Origin of the sequence: Paenibacillus mellifer (genome assembly GCF_023195895.1) — a bacterium.
Classification (GTDB): domain Bacteria; phylum Bacillota; class Bacilli; order Paenibacillales; family Paenibacillaceae; genus Fontibacillus; species Fontibacillus mellifer.
Genome location: NZ_JALPRK010000009.1, coordinates 52571 through 70052, shown reverse-complemented (window position 1 = coordinate 70052; position 17482 = coordinate 52571). Strand labels below are relative to the sequence as shown.

At 53.6% G+C, this 17482-nt stretch carries 15 protein-coding genes; all 15 read left to right on the top strand.

Annotation, left to right across the window (positions count from 1 at the left end; translation table 11 throughout):
• Positions 1-63: 63 nt before the first annotated feature.
• The 15 genes from M0651_RS11700 (at position 64) to M0651_RS11630 (ending at position 17388) form a co-directional block, all read left to right on the top strand.
• Positions 64-1554 (top strand): UDP-N-acetylmuramoyl-L-alanyl-D-glutamate--2,6-diaminopimelate ligase, encoded by a 1491-nt coding sequence (locus M0651_RS11700; protein ID WP_248551925.1) that lies wholly within the window; start codon positions 64-66, stop codon positions 1552-1554.
• Entirely contained in the window at positions 1551-2954 is a 1404-nt protein-coding gene (locus M0651_RS11695; RefSeq protein ID WP_248551924.1) for a UDP-N-acetylmuramoyl-tripeptide--D-alanyl-D-alanine ligase, read from the top strand. The genes M0651_RS11700 and M0651_RS11695 overlap by 4 nt, the downstream gene beginning before the upstream one ends.
• Positions 2955-2977: 23 nt before the next feature.
• Positions 2978-3943 (top strand): phospho-N-acetylmuramoyl-pentapeptide-transferase, encoded by a 966-nt coding sequence (gene mraY, locus M0651_RS11690; RefSeq protein ID WP_248551923.1) that lies wholly within the window; start codon positions 2978-2980, stop codon positions 3941-3943.
• 4 nt (positions 3944-3947) lie between these two features.
• Positions 3948-5372 (top strand): UDP-N-acetylmuramoyl-L-alanine--D-glutamate ligase, encoded by a 1425-nt coding sequence (gene murD / locus M0651_RS11685; RefSeq protein WP_248551922.1) that lies wholly within the window; start codon positions 3948-3950, stop codon positions 5370-5372.
• 49 nt (positions 5373-5421) lie between these two features.
• The gene (gene spoVE, locus M0651_RS11680) at positions 5422-6519 is read left to right on the top strand and encodes a stage V sporulation protein E (protein ID WP_248551921.1); all 1098 of its coding nucleotides are present in this window, start codon (positions 5422-5424) and stop codon (positions 6517-6519) included.
• A gap of 4 nt (positions 6520-6523) precedes the next feature.
• Positions 6524-7645: an undecaprenyldiphospho-muramoylpentapeptide beta-N-acetylglucosaminyltransferase gene (gene murG, locus M0651_RS11675; RefSeq protein ID WP_248551920.1), complete on the top strand. Its 1122-nt coding sequence runs from the start codon at positions 6524-6526 to the stop codon at positions 7643-7645.
• A 213-nt stretch (positions 7646-7858) separates the two neighbouring features.
• Complete coding sequence (gene murB, locus M0651_RS11670; RefSeq protein ID WP_248551919.1) at positions 7859-8764, top strand: UDP-N-acetylmuramate dehydrogenase; 906 nt, start codon at positions 7859-7861, stop codon at positions 8762-8764.
• A 16-nt stretch (positions 8765-8780) separates the two neighbouring features.
• Positions 8781-10061 carry a UDP-N-acetylglucosamine 1-carboxyvinyltransferase gene (gene murA, locus M0651_RS11665; protein ID WP_248551918.1) on the top strand — a complete coding sequence of 427 codons (1281 nt, stop codon included), beginning with the start codon at positions 8781-8783 and terminating at the stop codon, positions 10059-10061.
• Positions 10062-10181: 120 nt separating this feature from the next.
• A complete protein-coding gene (locus M0651_RS11660) occupies positions 10182-10949 on the top strand; it encodes a cell division protein FtsQ/DivIB (protein ID WP_248551917.1) in 768 nt (255 codons plus the stop codon).
• Between the two features lie 242 nt (positions 10950-11191).
• Positions 11192-12442: a cell division protein FtsA gene (ftsA, locus tag M0651_RS11655; RefSeq protein WP_248551916.1), complete on the top strand. Its 1251-nt coding sequence runs from the start codon at positions 11192-11194 to the stop codon at positions 12440-12442.
• Between the two features lie 56 nt (positions 12443-12498).
• The gene (gene ftsZ, locus M0651_RS11650) at positions 12499-13614 is read left to right on the top strand and encodes a cell division protein FtsZ (protein ID WP_155607746.1); all 1116 of its coding nucleotides are present in this window, start codon (positions 12499-12501) and stop codon (positions 13612-13614) included.
• A 187-nt stretch (positions 13615-13801) separates the two neighbouring features.
• Positions 13802-14773 carry a sigma-E processing peptidase SpoIIGA gene (gene spoIIGA, locus M0651_RS11645; RefSeq protein WP_248551915.1) on the top strand — a complete coding sequence of 324 codons (972 nt, stop codon included), beginning with the start codon at positions 13802-13804 and terminating at the stop codon, positions 14771-14773.
• 19 nt (positions 14774-14792) lie between these two features.
• A complete protein-coding gene (sigE, locus tag M0651_RS11640) occupies positions 14793-15515 on the top strand; it encodes an RNA polymerase sporulation sigma factor SigE (protein WP_009225609.1) in 723 nt (240 codons plus the stop codon).
• Between the two features lie 141 nt (positions 15516-15656).
• Entirely contained in the window at positions 15657-16439 is a 783-nt protein-coding gene (sigG, locus tag M0651_RS11635; protein WP_248551914.1) for an RNA polymerase sporulation sigma factor SigG, read from the top strand.
• Positions 16440-16569: 130 nt separating this feature from the next.
• Positions 16570-17388 (top strand): MerR family transcriptional regulator, encoded by an 819-nt coding sequence (locus M0651_RS11630; RefSeq protein WP_248551913.1) that lies wholly within the window; start codon positions 16570-16572, stop codon positions 17386-17388.
• Positions 17389-17482 lie beyond the last annotated feature (94 nt).

Here is a 17482-nt window from a genome sequence, read left to right as displayed (position 1 = left end):
AATTTCGGTTAGATGCATGAATCAACTCACAGAGCACGTAGTTGAAAGACGGAGGGGTATCCTATGCTGCTTAAGGAACTGGCAACTTATTTAATGGCTTCGCAGATACAAGGGGACGGGGAAACATCCTGCACGGGAATCGCCATCGATTCCCGGAAAGTAGAGCCGGGGGATTTGTTTATCTGCCTTCCCGGCCATACGGTGGATGGTCATGATTATGCCCGGCAGGCTGCTGAGCAAGGTGCGGCTGCGCTTGTGGTGGAACGTTGGCTGGACGACGCCGGGCTGCCGCAGCTCAAGGTGAAGGACTGCCGGCTGGCAATGGCCGTACTCGGAGGCGTATTCTTCGGTGCGCCGAGCTCCCGATTGAAAGTGATCGGCGTGACCGGTACAAACGGTAAGACGACCACAACTTATCTGATCGAGCGGATTTTGCAGGATCAGGGCCGGGAAACGGGGTTAATCGGCACGATCCAGCGCCGGTTCGCCGGGCAGACCTACCCCATGACAGGGACGACGCCGGAATCGCTTGAACTGCAACATTATTTGTATGACATGGCCGAAGGCGGCGGAGAATATTGTGTCATGGAGGTTTCCTCTCATGCGCTGGACCAGGGCCGCGTCAAAGGGACCCGCTTCCGTACCGCTGTATTTACGAACTTGACCCAGGATCATATGGATTATCATAAAACGATGGAGGATTACCGAGGGGCCAAGGCGTTGTTCTTCTCCCGGCTTGGCAATACGTATGCGGAGAATTCGGAGGAGCGCAGCTATGCGGTGCTGAACGCAGATGACTCGGCAAGTGCATATTTTGCTAAACAAACGGCGGCGGAAGTGATCACGTATGGGGTGGAGCAAGAGGCGGATGTGCGAGCCTCGGAGATTTCCATCACCGCTCGCGGGACGTCCTTCCATGTTGATACGTTCAGCGGCAGCGCGGATATCTCCTTGCGGATGGTTGGCAAGTTTAATGTCTACAATGCGCTGGCGGCCATTTCTGCAGCATTGCTGGAGGGCATTCCGCTGGAGCAGATCAAAGCCAGTCTGGAGTCCGTCAAAGGCGTTGAGGGACGGGTGGAGGCGGTTGACGAAGGTCAAGAATTCGCCGTGATCGTCGATTACGCCCATACCCCGGACGGCTTGGAGAATGTGTTGCGCACGGTAAATGAATTCGCTAAAGGACGGGTCATTTGCGTATTCGGCTGTGGCGGGGACCGAGATCGCACGAAACGACCGATTATGGGTCGCATTGCCGCGAAATACGCGCAGCAGGTCATGATCACCTCCGACAATCCGCGGACTGAAAATCCGGATGCGATCTTGCGGGATATCGAGCAGGGACTCATCGACGACGGCGTAGATCAAGCGCGTTACGAGCTGATCGTCGACCGCCGTGAAGCCATCCAAAAGGCTATTGAAATGGCAAGCCGTGAGGATGTAGTATTGATTGCGGGGAAGGGACATGAGACCTACCAATTGATCGGATCCAAGGTGCTCGATTTTGACGATCGAATCGTAGCAAAAGAAGCGATAAGGGGTTTGGCAAAGTGATTAGAAGAAACTTAGCGGAAATTGCCGCAATGTGCGGCGGACAGATTCGGGAGGCGGGCGATGCCGGCATCCTGGTGCAGGGCGTGGTTACAGACTCCCGGCAAATAACGGCAGGCTGTTTGTTTGTACCGCTGGCGGGAGAACGGTTCGATGGCCATGATTTCGCTGCGGACTGCTTACAGGCTGGGGCGGGCGCTTGCCTCTGGGCACGATCAAAGGGAACGCCGCCAGGTCCGGCCGTGCTCGTGGACGATACGCTAATCGCGCTGCAAGCGCTGGCCAAATCGTATTTGACAGAGACCGGGGCTAAGGTGGTTGGGATCACTGGGAGTAATGGGAAGACAACAACCAAAGACCTGGTTTACGCTCTTTTGTCTACAACCTATAAAGTGCATAAAACCAAAGGTAATTTTAATAACCATATCGGCCTTCCGCTGACGCTTCTGGCCATGCCGGAGGAAACGGAGATCGTCGTGCTCGAGATGGGCATGAGCGGCCGTCATGAAATCGAGCTGCTCTCGAAGCTGGGCGAACCGGAAACGGCGGTAATCACCAACATTGGCGAATCCCACCTGCAGCAGCTTGGTTCACGGGAAGAGATCACAAGGGCCAAGCTGGAGATCCTGGCGGGTATGAAGCCGGGGGGGCTGTTCGTGTACAATGGGGACGAACCTCTGATCCCTCGGGTATTGGCCGAGCCGTCCACGGCGAAGCCGGAAGGACTGCGAACAGCCACCTTTGGGCTTCAACCGGAGAATGACGCTTATCCAACCGGCATCCTCTTTACGGACAATCGGACATTGTTTACGCCGCATGGCAGCGAAGGTGAGACACCGTTTGACCTGCCGCTCTTGGGCGAGCATAACGTTACTAACGCTCTCGCCGCAATTACCATCGCCCGTCACTACAAAGTGAGCGAGGTCGCAATCCGCGAAGGCTTCAGTAACGTGGAGCTCACCGGGATGCGGATCGAGGTTGTTGTTGGCATAAGCGGCATTACAATCCTGAATGACGCATATAACGCCAGTCCGACCTCTATGAAGGCGGCGATCGGCGTATTGGATCATATGAAGGGATACCGGAAGAAGGTTGCCGTGCTTGGCGATATGCTGGAGCTGGGCACTTCCGAGGAGGAATACCATCGCGGAATCGGTGAGATGTTGACGCCGGGTAAAGCGGATCTGCTGTTTGCTTACGGGCCGCTCTCCCGCCAGATCGCCGAAGGGGCCAAGAAACAGATGGACCCGGACTGTATTTTCGCATATACTGATAAGTCTGAACTGATCCGCAAGCTGGTTTCATTGCTGCATCCGCAGGACGTCGTCTTGGTTAAGGCTTCCCGAGGCATGAAACTCGAAGAAGTCGTCGAAGCGATCAAAACTAGCGAGCTGACATCCTAATACCAGCGAAAGGGGGGGATCCCATGGATTTTGGACTTATCTTGTTAACGATCGGCGTATCCTTTATTCTGGCGGTCATCTCGGCTCCGCTGGTGATACCGCTGCTGAGACGGCTCAAGTTCGGCCAGCAAATCCGCGGAGAAGGGCCGCAAAGCCACTTGAAAAAAGCCGGAACGCCAACGATGGGCGGCATCATTATCCTATTGGCGTTTACGCTAGCCTATCTGAAATTTTCGGTTGTGAACACCGACTTTTATGTGCTCTTGGTCGCTACGCTTGGCTTTGGGCTGGTTGGTTTTCTCGACGATTACATTAAAATCGTATTTAAACGGTCTTTGGGTCTCACGCCCAGACAGAAACTGATCGGACAGCTGCTGTTCTCTGGAATCATGTGCGCCTTGCTGATCTCGGAAGGCCATAGCACGGCGATCGGTGTCCCGGGAACACAGCTAGACTTAGATTGGGGCCCATGGTTTTATTATCCGTTTATCGTCTTTATGATGATGGCGGTGACCAATGCCGTGAACTTTACCGATGGGTTGGACGGTCTTCTGTCCGGCGTCAGCGCGATTGCGCTCGGCGCGTTTGCGGTGATCGCCATGCAGGCGACTTCGCTTCCGGCCGCAGTTTGTGCGGCAGCCATGATCGGCGCTGTGTTGGGCTTCCTCGTATTTAACGCCCACCCGGCCAAGGTGTTCATGGGCGATACCGGTTCGCTGGGTATCGGCGGAGCGATTGGCGCGATTTCGATCGTCACCAAAACCGAGCTGCTGTTCCTGATCGTCGGCGGGATCTTCGTCATCGAAATGCTGTCTGTCGTCATTCAGGTGATTTCATTTAAGACACGCGGCAAGCGGATTTTTAAAATGAGTCCGATTCACCATCATTTCGAGTTGTCCGGATGGTCGGAATGGCGTGTCGTTGTTACGTTTTGGACAGCCGGGCTCGTATTGGCGGTCATTGGACTTTACTTGAACAAGGGGTTGTAAAAAGATGAATCATCCAGAAGATTACCGGGGGCGCCAGGTCGTCGTTCTCGGTTTGGCGAGAAGTGGCGTTCAGGTCGCCAAAACCCTGCACAAATATGGCGCCGTCATTACGGTCAACGATAAGAAGGAAAGAGAACAGTGTCCCGAAGCATCCGAATTGGAGGCTTTGGGAATTTCTGTTGTATGCGGCGGTCACCCGGAAGGGTTGATCCATGAAGGGGTTTCGCTGGTTGTCAAGAATCCCGGGATCCCGTACACCGCTCCTCCTGTGGCTCACGCGCTCGAGCTTGGCATTGAGGTCGTAACCGAGGTTGAGGTAGCCTATCTGCTTAGTCCGGCACCTATGATTGGCATCACCGGCTCCAACGGGAAGACGACGACGACAACTTGGATCGGCAACATGCTGGAGGCCGCGGGGATGAGACCCATTGTCGCAGGCAATATCGGAACCCCGCTGTGTGAGGCTGCCGAAGAGGCGGATGCAGACAACTGGTTGGTTGCTGAGCTGAGCAGCTTTCAACTAAAGGGAACACGGGAGTTTCGGCCGGAAGTAGCTTGCCTGTTGAATGTCGCTGAAACGCACCTGGATTACCATGGCACGATGGATGATTACATTTCGTCCAAAGCCAAGCTGTTCGCCAACCAATGGGAAACCGACCGCGCCGTCATCAACTGGGACGACCCTGTATGTCGGGAGCTTGTGCCATACATTCATGCCAAGCTGATGCCCTTCTCGATGACCGAGGAATTGAAATCGGAGGGCGTCTATGTGCAGCCCGCGTACATACCGGACGTCGAGGACGGATTGGCCCGCCGCATCATGTACCGCGGAGCGAACGGCGAGGAGCGAAGCATCGTGAATATCGCCGAGATCGCTTTGCCGGGGCGATTTAACGTCGAGAACGCGCTGGCGGCCGTCGCGGCGTCGATTGCGGCGGGAGCCGCGCCCGAGGCGCTTGCCGAGCCGCTGCGGGACTTCCGCGGCGTCGAGCATCGCTTGGAGTACGTGGACGAGAAGCAGGGGGTTGCGTATTACAACAACTCCAAAGCGACCAATTCAAAGGCCACGGTGATGGCGCTGGGGGCGCTGCATGCGCCGATCGTACTGATTGCCGGCGGTTTGGATCGGGGCTCTGATTATATGGAGTTGCTGCCGGTTTTCAAAGAGAAGCTGAAAGCCGTTGTTGCCCTCGGACAGACGAAGGAAAAAATCGCTAGAGTTGCTGAGCTGGCGGGTCTAGCACACATCGTGCTGGTCGATACTATGGACAGCGCCGCAGAAACGCTGCGTACCGCGCTGAAGGAGGCTTCCGGCCTCGCGGAGGAAGGGGATGTTGTTCTACTCTCCCCGGCATGTGCAAGCTGGGATATGTTCCCTTCCTATGAAGAGCGTGGACGCATTTTTAAAGAGGCGGTGCATACCCTTTAAGTAGGGGGGTGGAAAAGCCCCTACTTTCTGTCAAGAGGTGGCATCCACGATGGGCAAGAGCCGTACGGCGCCGGATTTTTGGCTGGCGGCCAGCATTCTCGGATTGCTGGCGATTGGAATCGTGATGGTATACAGCGCGGGTTCGGTACTCGCTTTCCATGATTACGGCGATTCATTTTATTTTGTCAAAAGACAGCTGCTGTTTGCCGTACTCGGATTGATCGCGATGGTATTGATGATGAATTTGGACTACCGCCTGCTGCGGAAATACGCCAAAATCGGGCTGGTCCTCTGCTTTGCCTTGCTTGTCATCGTGCTGATTCCCGGTATCGGGGTCGTGCGCGGCGGAGCGCGCAGTTGGCTCGGGATCAGCTCCTTTGGCATCCAGCCATCCGAGTTCATGAAGCTGGGCATGATTTTGTTTCTATCCTATTGGCTTAGCAAAGAAGATTACAAGATCACACAATTTACCAAAGGACTGCTGCCGCCGCTTGGGATCATCGGACTTGCCTTCGGTTTAATCATGCTGCAGCCCGATTTGGGGACAGGCACGGTCATGTTAGGCGCATCCCTTTTAATTGTGTTTACCGCAGGCGCGCGTATCCGGCATTTAGCCGGCTTGGCCGCTGTGGGCGTGGTGGGGTTCATCGGATTAATCCTGGCGGCTCCTTATCGACTGCAGCGCATCACCGCCTTCCTGGATCCGTGGTCGGATCCGTTGGGCGCGGGTTATCAGATCATCCAGTCGTTATATGCGATCGGACCTGGTGGTTTGGCGGGCTTGGGGCTTGGAATGAGCCGGCAAAAATACAGCTACGTTCCGGAGCCGCAAACCGACTTTATCTTCTCCATTCTGGCCGAGGAATTGGGTTTTATCGGCGGTCTCTTAGTGTTGTTGTTATTCTTAATCTTGGTGTGGCGCGGCATGCGCGTGGCCATGACGATCGACGATACCTTTGGCAGCTTGCTGGCCGTCGGCATTGTCGGCATGGTTGGCGTGCAGGTGGTGATTAACATCGGCGTGGTCATCGGTCTGATGCCCGTCACCGGTATTACGCTGCCGCTGATCAGTTACGGGGGATCGTCGCTTACGCTGATGCTGACCGCGCTTGGCATTTTACTTAATTTATCCCGTTACGCGAGGTGAGGATATGCGCGTCGTACTTAGCGGCGGCGGAACCGGGGGACACATTTACCCGGCGTTAGCCGTCGCCAGCCAATGCGCCGAGGAAATTCCCGGTTCTGAATTTTTGTATATTGGAGGCAAGCGCGGGTTAGAAAGCTCGCTGGTCCCCAAGCAGGGAATTCCATTTGAAGCGATTGATATTACCGGCTTCCGTCGGAAGCTGTCGTTCGATAATGTGAAAACGATCCTGCGGTTTCTCAAAGGGGTACAAACCTCGAAGAAATTGCTTAGAGCGTTCAAGCCTGACGTCGTGATCGGGACAGGTGGTTACGTCTGCGGTCCGGTCGTTTACGCTGCGGCCAAGCTGGGTATCCCCAGCATCATCCACGAACAGAACGCGATTCCAGGTTTGACGAACCGATTCTTGAGCAAATATGTATCGACGGTTGCCGTCAGCTTCGAGGGATCGGGTTCCGCCTTTCCTTCGGCTCGCCATGTCGTTTACACGGGTAACCCTCGGGCAACCACCGTTTGTGCAGCCGACAAACGGAAAGGCTTCGAAACCCTTGGTTTGCCGGAGTCTAGCTCTATCGTGCTGGTTGTCGGCGGCAGCCGCGGCGCCAAAGCCATCAATGAGGCGATGGTTCAGATGGCTCCGCTGCTAAAGCAATCAGAACATTTGCAATTTGTTTACGTGACCGGGGACAGTTATTATGCCTCAACGGTGGAGGCGATCAAGGCGAAGACGGGCGATTTGCCCGCCAATTTGCAGGTGCTTCCTTATGTGCACAACATGCCGGAAGTTCTGGCCTGCACCTCACTGATCGTAAACCGTGCAGGGGCTTCTTTTTTAGCGGAAATTACGGCGCTGGGTATCCCGGCGATCCTCATTCCTTCGCCAAACGTCACGAACAACCACCAGGAGAAAAACGCCCGCACGCTGGAGAACTCTGGCGCGGCGGAGGTGATTCTGGAACCGGAACTGACGGGAGGCAGCCTATATGCGTCTATTGAGCGCGTCATGAATGATCTGCCGCGGCATAACGCCATGTCGACTGCCTCTCGTGCGCTGGGCAAACCGGATTCCGCCCATCTCGTTGTAGAGGAGCTGCGGAGGCTGGCGCTAAACGGTCAAAGTCGCAGCTAACGGCGGACAGCCTGGTTTCCAGGGGCTGGGCGATTGTCACACTCTCCGTGAGGGAGGCATAAGATACTCTATAAATCGTGACAACCAAGCGGGGGAGGGATATAACTCCCCCAGGACCCGGGCTCCGGCAGTCATTGACTGCCGATTTGGAACAGCGGCACCCGGCGATGGACGCCGAAGGAATCCGCCATACAAGTCAAGGAGGGTTATACGATGCAGCAGTGGATATCACATTTGACCAGGCTGGAAGCCTTGGAGGTCTTGCCGAATGAGCCGATGTCAAAGTATACAACATGGAAGATCGGCGGACCGGCGGACGCGATGGTCGTTCCGGAGAATTCCCAGCAGCTTGCGGAGCTGATGCGTCTGCTCTATGCGGAGGGGATTCCGTGGATGATCATCGGGAAAGGTTCCAATCTCCTTGTATCTGACAAGGGCATCCGAGGCTGCGTTATTCGGTTGGGGGCTGGGCTGGAACAGATTGCTTTCTCGGGTGCGGAAGTTTGCGCCGGAGGCGGCGCGTCTGTCGTCCGACTAAGCATCATGGCGGGCAAAGAAGGATTAACCGGGCTGGAATTTGCCGGGGGAATCCCGGGTACGGTCGGCGGCGCCGTCTATATGAATGCCGGTGCTCATGGGTCCGATGTGTCACGTATATTTAAATCCGCTGACATTGTTCTGGAGACAGGTGAATTGGTCACATACACTGCGGAGGATATGAAGTTTGCCTACCGGCATTCCGTCCTGCATGAACAGCGAGGGATCGTGGCACAGGCATGTTTTTCGCTTGCCGCGGGCGATCGGCTGGAAGTCGCGGCGGCCATGGCGGCCTACAAGGATCGCCGTCGTAAAACGCAGCCGCTGACGCAGCCTTGCGCAGGCAGTGTGTTTCGCAATCCCCCAGGAGATCATGCCGCGAGGCTGATCGAAGCGGCGGGACTCAAAGGGACGAAAGTCGGCGGGGCTGAAGTATCCACGCTGCACGCCAATTTCATCGTCAATACCGGGCAAGCGACAGCAGAGGACGTTCTTGCGCTCATGGAGCAAGTTAAGGCCACCGTCCAAGGCAAGTTCGACGTGGCGCTGGTGCCGGAGGTCTTCTTCGTGGGTGAACGGTAAACTCGGAGGTGATACATTGGACAAATTGGTGATCGAAGGCGGGAAACCCCTATCAGGAACCATTCGTATCCATGGAGCGAAAAATGCCGCACTGCCGATTCTGGCCGCATCGCTGCTGGCGGAAGGCAAAGTACAACTTCGAAATGTCCCCCGCCTGCTCGATATTGATGTCATGTTAGGCATTCTCGGTCGACTAGGCTGCAGAGCCGTCCATTTGGGAGATACGGTGACCGTCGATACATCAGGAGCGGATTCCAGCCATGTGCCGGAAGATTTGATGAAACAGATGCGATCTTCTATCTTTTTGATGGGGCCGCTGCTTGCCCGTTTCGGAGAAGTGCGTATCTATCAACCGGGCGGGTGTGCGATCGGGGAACGGAAAATCGATCTGCATTTGAAGGGACTTGAAGCTTTAGGAGCGAAGATTGAGGAGTATGATCAGCAAATTTGGTGCAGGGCCGGCAAGTTAGTAGGCACTGACATCCATCTGGATTTCCCCAGCGTTGGCGCGACGGAGAACATTATGATGGCTGCTGCGTTGGCCGAAGGAACCACCATTATTACCAATGCAGCGCGGGAGCCGGAAATTCAAGATTTGCAGAACTTTTTGAATGCTATGGGCGCAAGCATTATCGGCGCGGGGACCGACACGATTACGGTTAGAGGTGTGGAACGACTGTTCCCTTGTGACTATGAGATTATCCCAGATCGGATCGTTGCGGGTACTGCGCTGATCGCCGTCGCCGCAACTCGCGGCAGCGTCACTTTGACCCATAGCAATCCTTCGCATTTGGTATCTCTGCTGCATGTGCTGAAGAGGGCCGGTGTTCAAATCGGAGTGACGGATGATATAATAACGTTGAGCAGTGCAGGCCGTCCCAAAGCGGTGGAACGGATTGTCACCTCACCATACCCGTCCTTTCCTACCGACTTGCAATCTCAGGTGATGGTGTTGTTATCTTTAGCGGAGGGTCTGAGCGTCATGAAGGAGACGGTGTTCGAAGGCCGGTTCAAGCATGTTGATGAGCTTGTCCGCATGGGGGCCGATATTACGGTGGATTTGAATTCGGCGTTTATTCGCGGGGTTCCCCGGCTTTACGGCGCGACCGTGGAAGCGACCGACTTGCGTGCAGGGGCGGCGTTGGTCATCGCCGGTTTGGCGGCCCAAGGCCAAACGGTAGTCGAACAGGTTCATCATATCGACCGCGGTTACGATCGGATTGAAACGATGTTTCAGCGTTTAGGAGGCGTGGTGCGCCGCGAATCTCCCGCCATGCGGCAGTTGGATCTGGCTTAACATCCCAAGGCTGACTGTATCGCGAACCTTCCTTGGCGATAGCCCTAAACTTTTGTCCCCTCCCCATGGAGGGGATAATAGGCTTTGTAATACTTATTCAGAAAGTTGCGGAGAAATGACATGTCAAAAGCAAACGTACCCGTCCTAAAAGAACCCGCGCCCAAGAAGAAAAGCGGCCGGAAAATCAAAACTATTCTGATCTTGTTGTTCCTCGCCTTGTTGTGTGTCTTATTTTTCCGTTCATCCCTTAGTAAAATTTCCGTGATTACGTTTGAAGGCAATACGTATACTACCGAAGCGGAACTCTTGGGAGTTTCCGGTCTTCAGGTCGGTTCTCCGTTCTTTGCGGTCAGCGCGGATCATATCGCCCGCAAGTTGGAGGAGATTCCTTCGGTGCAGCAAGCGAAGGTGGACAAGTCTTTTCCCGGCGGCGTGAAGATTCGGATTGAGGAATATCCGATCGCGGCTTATGAGTTGACGGCGGAAGGCATACTGCAAGGGTTGCTCGCCAACGGGACGCGAATCGAGCTCAAGGACGGTTCCATGCCGGTGGACAAGCCGATCTTGACGGGATGGAAGGCCGATGACGAAAGCTTGGTCAAACTTTGCCGAACGTTGTCGCAAATCCCGGACGAGCTGACCGCCGATATTTCCGAGATCGTTCCTTCGCCGACATTGTCCTATCCGGACCGGATTAAGCTGTACACAAGGTCCAAATTTGAAATCATCTCGGCGATCTCACTTCTGGCTAAGAAAGCGGAATACATGAACGAAATTCTGCAAACCCAAGACCCCGGCAAGCTGACCCTGCTTGATGCCGATTCTTACGTTCCGTACTCCGCGGAGGAGGACGCGAACGATGGACAAAATGATACTACTCATGATTGAAAAACAATGTTAAAATACATTTTATGGGCTAGTTGGCGTTCTCCCTCTTTTTTCTTCTAATTTTGCAGATATGGCCAGGATCCTATTCTGTAGGATCACGAACTTCCGCCTATTGGATGTAAAACTTGGAAGTCAAAAAATTTGTAGAAAAAAGAGGGAAAGGTTAAATGGCGTTGAATTAAGTAGATAGTGAATCTAACACGGTAAGTATATTTGATGGGGAAATAGGAGGTGCCAGGGGCTTGAGCAACAATGACATCATTGTTAGTTTGGACATCGGTACATCCAAAGTTCGTGCTATTATTGGGGAAATTAGTAATGGAACCTTTAATATTATTGGGGTTGGATCTGCCGACTCGGAAGGAATACGAAAAGGCGCGATTGTAGATATTGACCAGACGGTACAATCGATTCGCAGCGCTGTGGATCATGCGGAACGGATGGTAGATATTCAGATATCGGAAGTGTATGTCGGCATTTCGGGAAATCACATCGGACTCCAAACGAGCCACGGGGTTGTAGCCGTACAGAACGAAGACCGAGAAATCGGTGAAGAGGACATCGAACGTGTCCTTAAGGCAGCTGAAGTTATTGCGTTGCCGCCGGAGCGCGAGATTATCGATGTTGTAGCCAAGCAGTATATCGTGGACGGTCTGGAAGGGATTTCGGACCCGCGGGGGATGATCGGCGTACGACTGGAAGTTGAAGCGACGATTGTTACCGGATCCAAAACGGCGATTCATAACTTGCTTCGCTGTGTGGAGAAGGCCGGGCTTAAGGTTCGTGATCTGGTACTGCTGTCGTTAGCATCGGGACAGCTGGCGTTGTCGAAAGACGAAAAAACGATGGGATCCGTCCTGGTGGATATCGGTGCGGGCTCCACAACGATCGCTGTATTCGAAAGCGGCACGATCGTAGCGACATCCACGCTTCCGATTGGGGGAGAATTTATAACAAACGACATTGCTTACGGGCTCCGGACGTTGACGGACCACGCGGAAAAGGCGAAGCTGAAATACGGTTGCGCAGCAATCGAGGACGCGGCGTCGGACGTGACCTTCAAGGTGACGCGGATCGGAAGCAATGTGGACAAGGAGTTTACGCAGGAGGATCTGGCCGCCATTGCGGAGCCTCGCGTACAAGAGATCTTTCAGCTGATTCGTCAAGAAGTGAAACGTCTTGGCTACAGTGAGCAACCGGGAGGATATATCCTCATCGGCGGAACCGTGTCTATGCCGGGACTGCTTAAGATCGCGCAGCAGGAGCTGGAAGCCTCCGTACGGATTGCCGTGCCGGATTTCATCGGCGTCCGGGATCCAGCTTTTACCGGCGGGGTAGGGATTTTGCAGAAGGTCATCAAGAACATACGGGTCCGCAGCAGCGCAAGTCCCAAGAAGAACGCGAACCGGAGCAAAGCGCCGGGACCGCAGGAAACCGCTCGGAAGACGGGTTTGATGGAACGACTTAAGAATTTGTTTAGCGAATTTATATAGTGGTTTAGGAATGATGCACGGGCCATCCATGCATATTGAGGGGGAGATGGAAGAGTATGTTGGAATTTGATTTCGAAATGGAGAGCTTGGCACAGATCAAGGTGATCGGGGTTGGCGGCGGCGGTAGCAACGCCGTGAACCGGATGATCGAAAATGGCGTGCAAGGCGTGGAATTTATTACGGTCAATACGGACGCTCAAGCACTGCATTTGGCCAAGTCCGAACATAAATTGCAAATTGGGGACAAGCTTACCCGCGGTCTCGGCGCCGGTGCCAATCCGGATGTCGGCAAGAAAGCAGCGGAAGAGTCCCGTGATTTGATCGCTAATACGCTGAAAGGCGCGGATATGGTGTTCGTAACCGCCGGTATGGGCGGGGGCACCGGAACCGGCGCGGCGCCGGTGATTGCCGAAATCGCCAGAGAATGCGGCGCGCTGACGGTTGGCGTCGTGACACGTCCGTTCACTTTTGAAGGACGTAAGCGCTCTTCGCAAGCGGAATTGGGTATCGAAGCCTTGAAGGAGAAGGTCGATACACTAATCGTAATCCCGAACGATCGCTTGCTTGAGATCGTTGACAAGAAGACGCCGATGTTGGAAGCATTCCGTGAAGCGGACAACGTATTGCGTCAGGCGGTGCAAGGGATTTCCGACCTGATCGCCGTACCGGGTCTGATCAACCTCGACTTTGCCGACGTGAAGACGATCATGACCGAACGCGGATCCGCATTGATGGGTATCGGTCTTGCAACCGGCGAGAACCGTGCGGCTGAAGCAGCGCGTAAAGCGATCATGAGCCCGTTGCTGGAGACTTCGATCGAAGGCGCACGCGGCGTTATTATGAACATTACCGGCGGGGGCAACTTGTCCCTGTATGAAGTGAATGAAGCTGCCGAAATCGTGATTTCCGCTTCCGATCCGGAAGTGAACATGATCTTTGGTGCGATCATTGACGAGAATATGAAGGAAGAAATCAAAGTGACGGTAATCGCCACGGGTTTTGAGAACAAGCCGTTGCCTAATCGCAAGCCGGCTGCCTCTGCTCCTGGCGCGCCAGAGCCGCAGGATTCCCGTCAGGCTTCCACGCTGAGACCGTTTGGCAACCAGCCTAGCGGTGACCAACTGGATATTCCGACGTTTCTCCGTAACCGTTCGCGGAACAACAACGAATAGGTTATAAGTCTTTAAACGTCTTCCCCAAGACCTTGACCCGAGTATGGGACAAGGTCTTTTTTCTATCCCGTGATTACGCGAATCTCTCCCTCTATGTCGACAAAAATAGTGGCATTCTACTTTCAATTTTAGACAGACTTTACCTTCCATTCTCTTTATACTGATAACCATCTACCCAGGCAGGTGAATGCCGTTGGTTGTCTATATCGATCTCCTATTCTTGATGAACCTATTGATCGATGCAAGCTTGCTCCTGGTCACGGCTTGGATGCGGAAGCAAAAGATCATCCTCTGGCGGCTGGCCTTATCGGCGGGAGTTGGAGCGATGTACGTCGTTATGATGTTTTTGCCGGAGCTCTCGTTTCTGTACACGTTTCTGGTTAAGTTTCTATTCTCTGTCGCGATGCTCTGGATCGCGTTCGGATTTGGAAGTTTGCAAAACTCCTTACGGAATATGGGAGCCTTTTATATTGTCAATTTTGCGGCGGCCGGCGGGATTCTGGGTGTGCATTACTTGCTGCAGGACTCCGGGGAAATCTGGAGTGGGATTTGGTATTCGGCATCCGGCGGGCTTTCGTTTTCAATCAAAATCGGGGCGTTGTTTATTCTGGTTTGTTTTGTTGTCATTTTGTGGTGGTTTAAGCGGGTGATGGATGCTCGCGAACGGCAGGAGCGGATTCACTCCTTTATGGCTGAGCTGGAGGTTCGAGTCGGCGATGTGACGATTACCTGCACGGGATTGATTGACACAGGCAATCAGTTATCCGATCCGCTTAGCCGGCTGCCGGTTACGGTGATGGAAGCCTCGCTTTGGGAGCGGGTTCTTCCCCCATCGTATCGGGGCAAGCTGGCTGACGAGCGTGCGGACAACCTCATCCTGGAGTTGACGGAAGCCGGAGATTTTCCCTGGCCGGAGCGGCTGCGCCTGGTTCCCTACCGGGGGATTAATAAAGGCACGCAGTTTATGCTGGCACTCAAGCCCGATGAGGTGACGGTGCGACTGGAAGGACGGGAACATCGTTCAACTCGGGTGCTGATCGGCTTAGACGGGGGGCGATTATCGACGGAAGGGACTTACCGGGCGATCGTTCATCCCGCACTGCTAGACTCGGCGGAGACGAAAGAAAGCACAGACACCATTCGTAAAACGGGAACGTAACTTAGGAGGACACGAAATCATGCATGTAAAGTGGAAAATGATGCTGCAGCTGCAGTATTACCGGCTGCTGTTTCTTTTTGGGTTAAAAAGCGAAGAAATCTACTATATCGGGGGGAGCGAAGCGCTGCCACCTCCCTTGACGCGTGAAGAAGAGGAATACCTGCTTCAGCGGCTGCCCAGCGGTGATTCGGCGATTCGGGCTATGCTGATTGAGCGCAACCTGCGGCTCGTCGTTTATATCGCCAGGAAGTTTGAGAATACGGGGATCAACATCGAAGACTTGGTATCCATTGGTGCGATCGGGTTGATTAAAGCGGTGAATACCTTTGACCCGGAGAAGAAGATCAAGCTGGCCACGTACGCTTCTCGTTGTATCGAAAACGAAATTCTGATGTACTTGCGCCGGAACAGCAAAATTCGCACCGAAGTGAGCTTTGATGAGCCGCTTAACATCGATTGGGACGGCAATGAGTTGTTGCTCTCCGACGTGTTAGGCACAGAGAACGACACGATCTACCGTAACATCGAAGAGCAGGTAGATCGTAAGCTGCTGCACAAAGCGCTCGACAAATTGACCGAGCGGGAACGCATGATTATGGAGCTGCGGTTCGGTCTGGTCGACGGGGATGAGAAAACACAGAAGGATGTGGCGGATCTGCTTGGGATTTCGCAATCCTATATTTCGCGTCTGGAGAAACGAATTATTAAAAGGCTGCGCAAGGAATTTAACAAGATGGTCTAAGCGTTTTATTCATCCCGTCAGCGGATTCAATATTGAAGCGGTTTCGTGATTTCGGCTTTGTTATGGAGAGAGGACAGCGGAATAAAAATGCAGTCCCGGGAGATACTGTTCATTAGTTTCTCCTTGGGAGGTTTAGACACGATGACCCGAAACAAAGTCGAAATTTGCGGTGTCGATACCGCAAAATTGCCCGTTCTAACCAATGCGGAAATGCGTGAATTGTTCCACTCGTTGCAGCAGGACCACGTAAGATCAGCCAGAGAAAAGTTAGTAAATGGCAATCTGAGACTCGTGCTGAGCGTCATCCAGCGGTTCAATAATCGGGGGGAGTATGTGGACGACCTGTTTCAGGTTGGCTGCATCGGACTCATGAAAGCCATCGATAATTTCGATTTATCGCAGAATGTTAAATTCTCCACTTACGCCGTGCCGATGATCATCGGGGAAATCCGGCGTTACCTGCGGGACAACAATCCGATCCGCGTCTCCCGCAGCCTGCGCGATATCGCCTACAAGGCGCTGCAAATGCGGGACAACCTGACCAACCAAAACTCGCGCGAACCCACGATTTTTGAAATCTCCGAGGCATTAGGTTTGCCGAAGGAGGACGTCGTCTTTGCCCTCGACGCCATCCAGGACCCGGTCTCCTTGTTCGAACCGATCTACCATGATGGCGGTGACCCGATCTACGTGATGGACCAAATCAGCGATGACAAGAACAAGGACGTTTCCTGGATCGAGGAAATCGCCTTGCGCGAAGCGTTGCAGCGGTTAGGCCGCCGTGAGAAGATGATCTTGTCCATGCGTTTCTTCGAGGGGAAAACGCAAATGGAGGTTGCCGACGAAATCGGGATCTCCCAGGCCCAAGTGTCCAGGCTCGAGAAATCCGCCATTTTACAAATGCAAAAGCATGTGAAGTCGTAAGTCCGGTCCCTGCGGGGACCTTTTTTCATGTGAACATTTCCATATCTTGATGACCTTCCCCTTTCGTATCATAGAAGAGTAGGGGTGCAATAGGATTGCGGAAGCGAAAAACCGCAGGGAGGGAAGGATCATGAAGTATTGTATTGGCGAGTTTTCCTCGCTGCTGGGGATCACCCGGGATACGCTGAGGCTGTATGAGAAGCACGACATCGTTAGACCGGTGAAGGACCATAACAACAGTTACCGTTATTTCAACGACCTGGACGCCCGGGATCTGTTGATGAGCCGGTGGTATCGAAGTCTGCAAATTCCGCTGCAGGATGTAGCGGGTCTGATTCAAAATGCCTCTCTAGACGACATTCTCGATAAAATGGAGAACAGTAAGCAGGAGCTGGAGGAACAGATCCGCAAAAGCACGATGCTGCTGCATAAACTGGGCGATCTGAGCCGGGAAGTTCAGAGCATGAAGCGTCGGCTTTATGAGTGCAAGCTAGTGGACAGGCCGGGACTTTACCGATTGAAGCAAACGGACAAGAACGATTTGCTGAACACGAAAGGGTTGGAATGCACCATAAATACCTTGATGGAGCTGCTGCCTTACTCGTTTTATTGCTTTCGCATCGAGCGGGAATCCATCGAATCGGAGGCGGAGCTGTTAGATTACAGCTGGGGCTTGTCCATTTCGGAAGACGAAGTGTGTGAACTCGGGATTGGACTTGATGAGCATCTGGAGTACATCCCGCCGTCCCGCTGTGTGTCATCCGTGATTTTGGCTCCTCAGAACGAGCACTTTGCCATAGAGACGTTTCGATTTATGCTGAATTATATGGCTGAACATCAATATGTGATTTCCGGTGCGGCGACCGGACGGTTAATGTTAACCGAAAATCATGAAGGGACAAAACGTTCGTTCTTGGAAATACATATCCCCATAGAGGAAACCTATTGACCTTGGTGCTGCACCAAGGTTTATGCTTGGTACGAAGCCTTCATTTGTTATCATATGTGAAAACAATCACAAAAATAGGCTTCAATATGCAGTA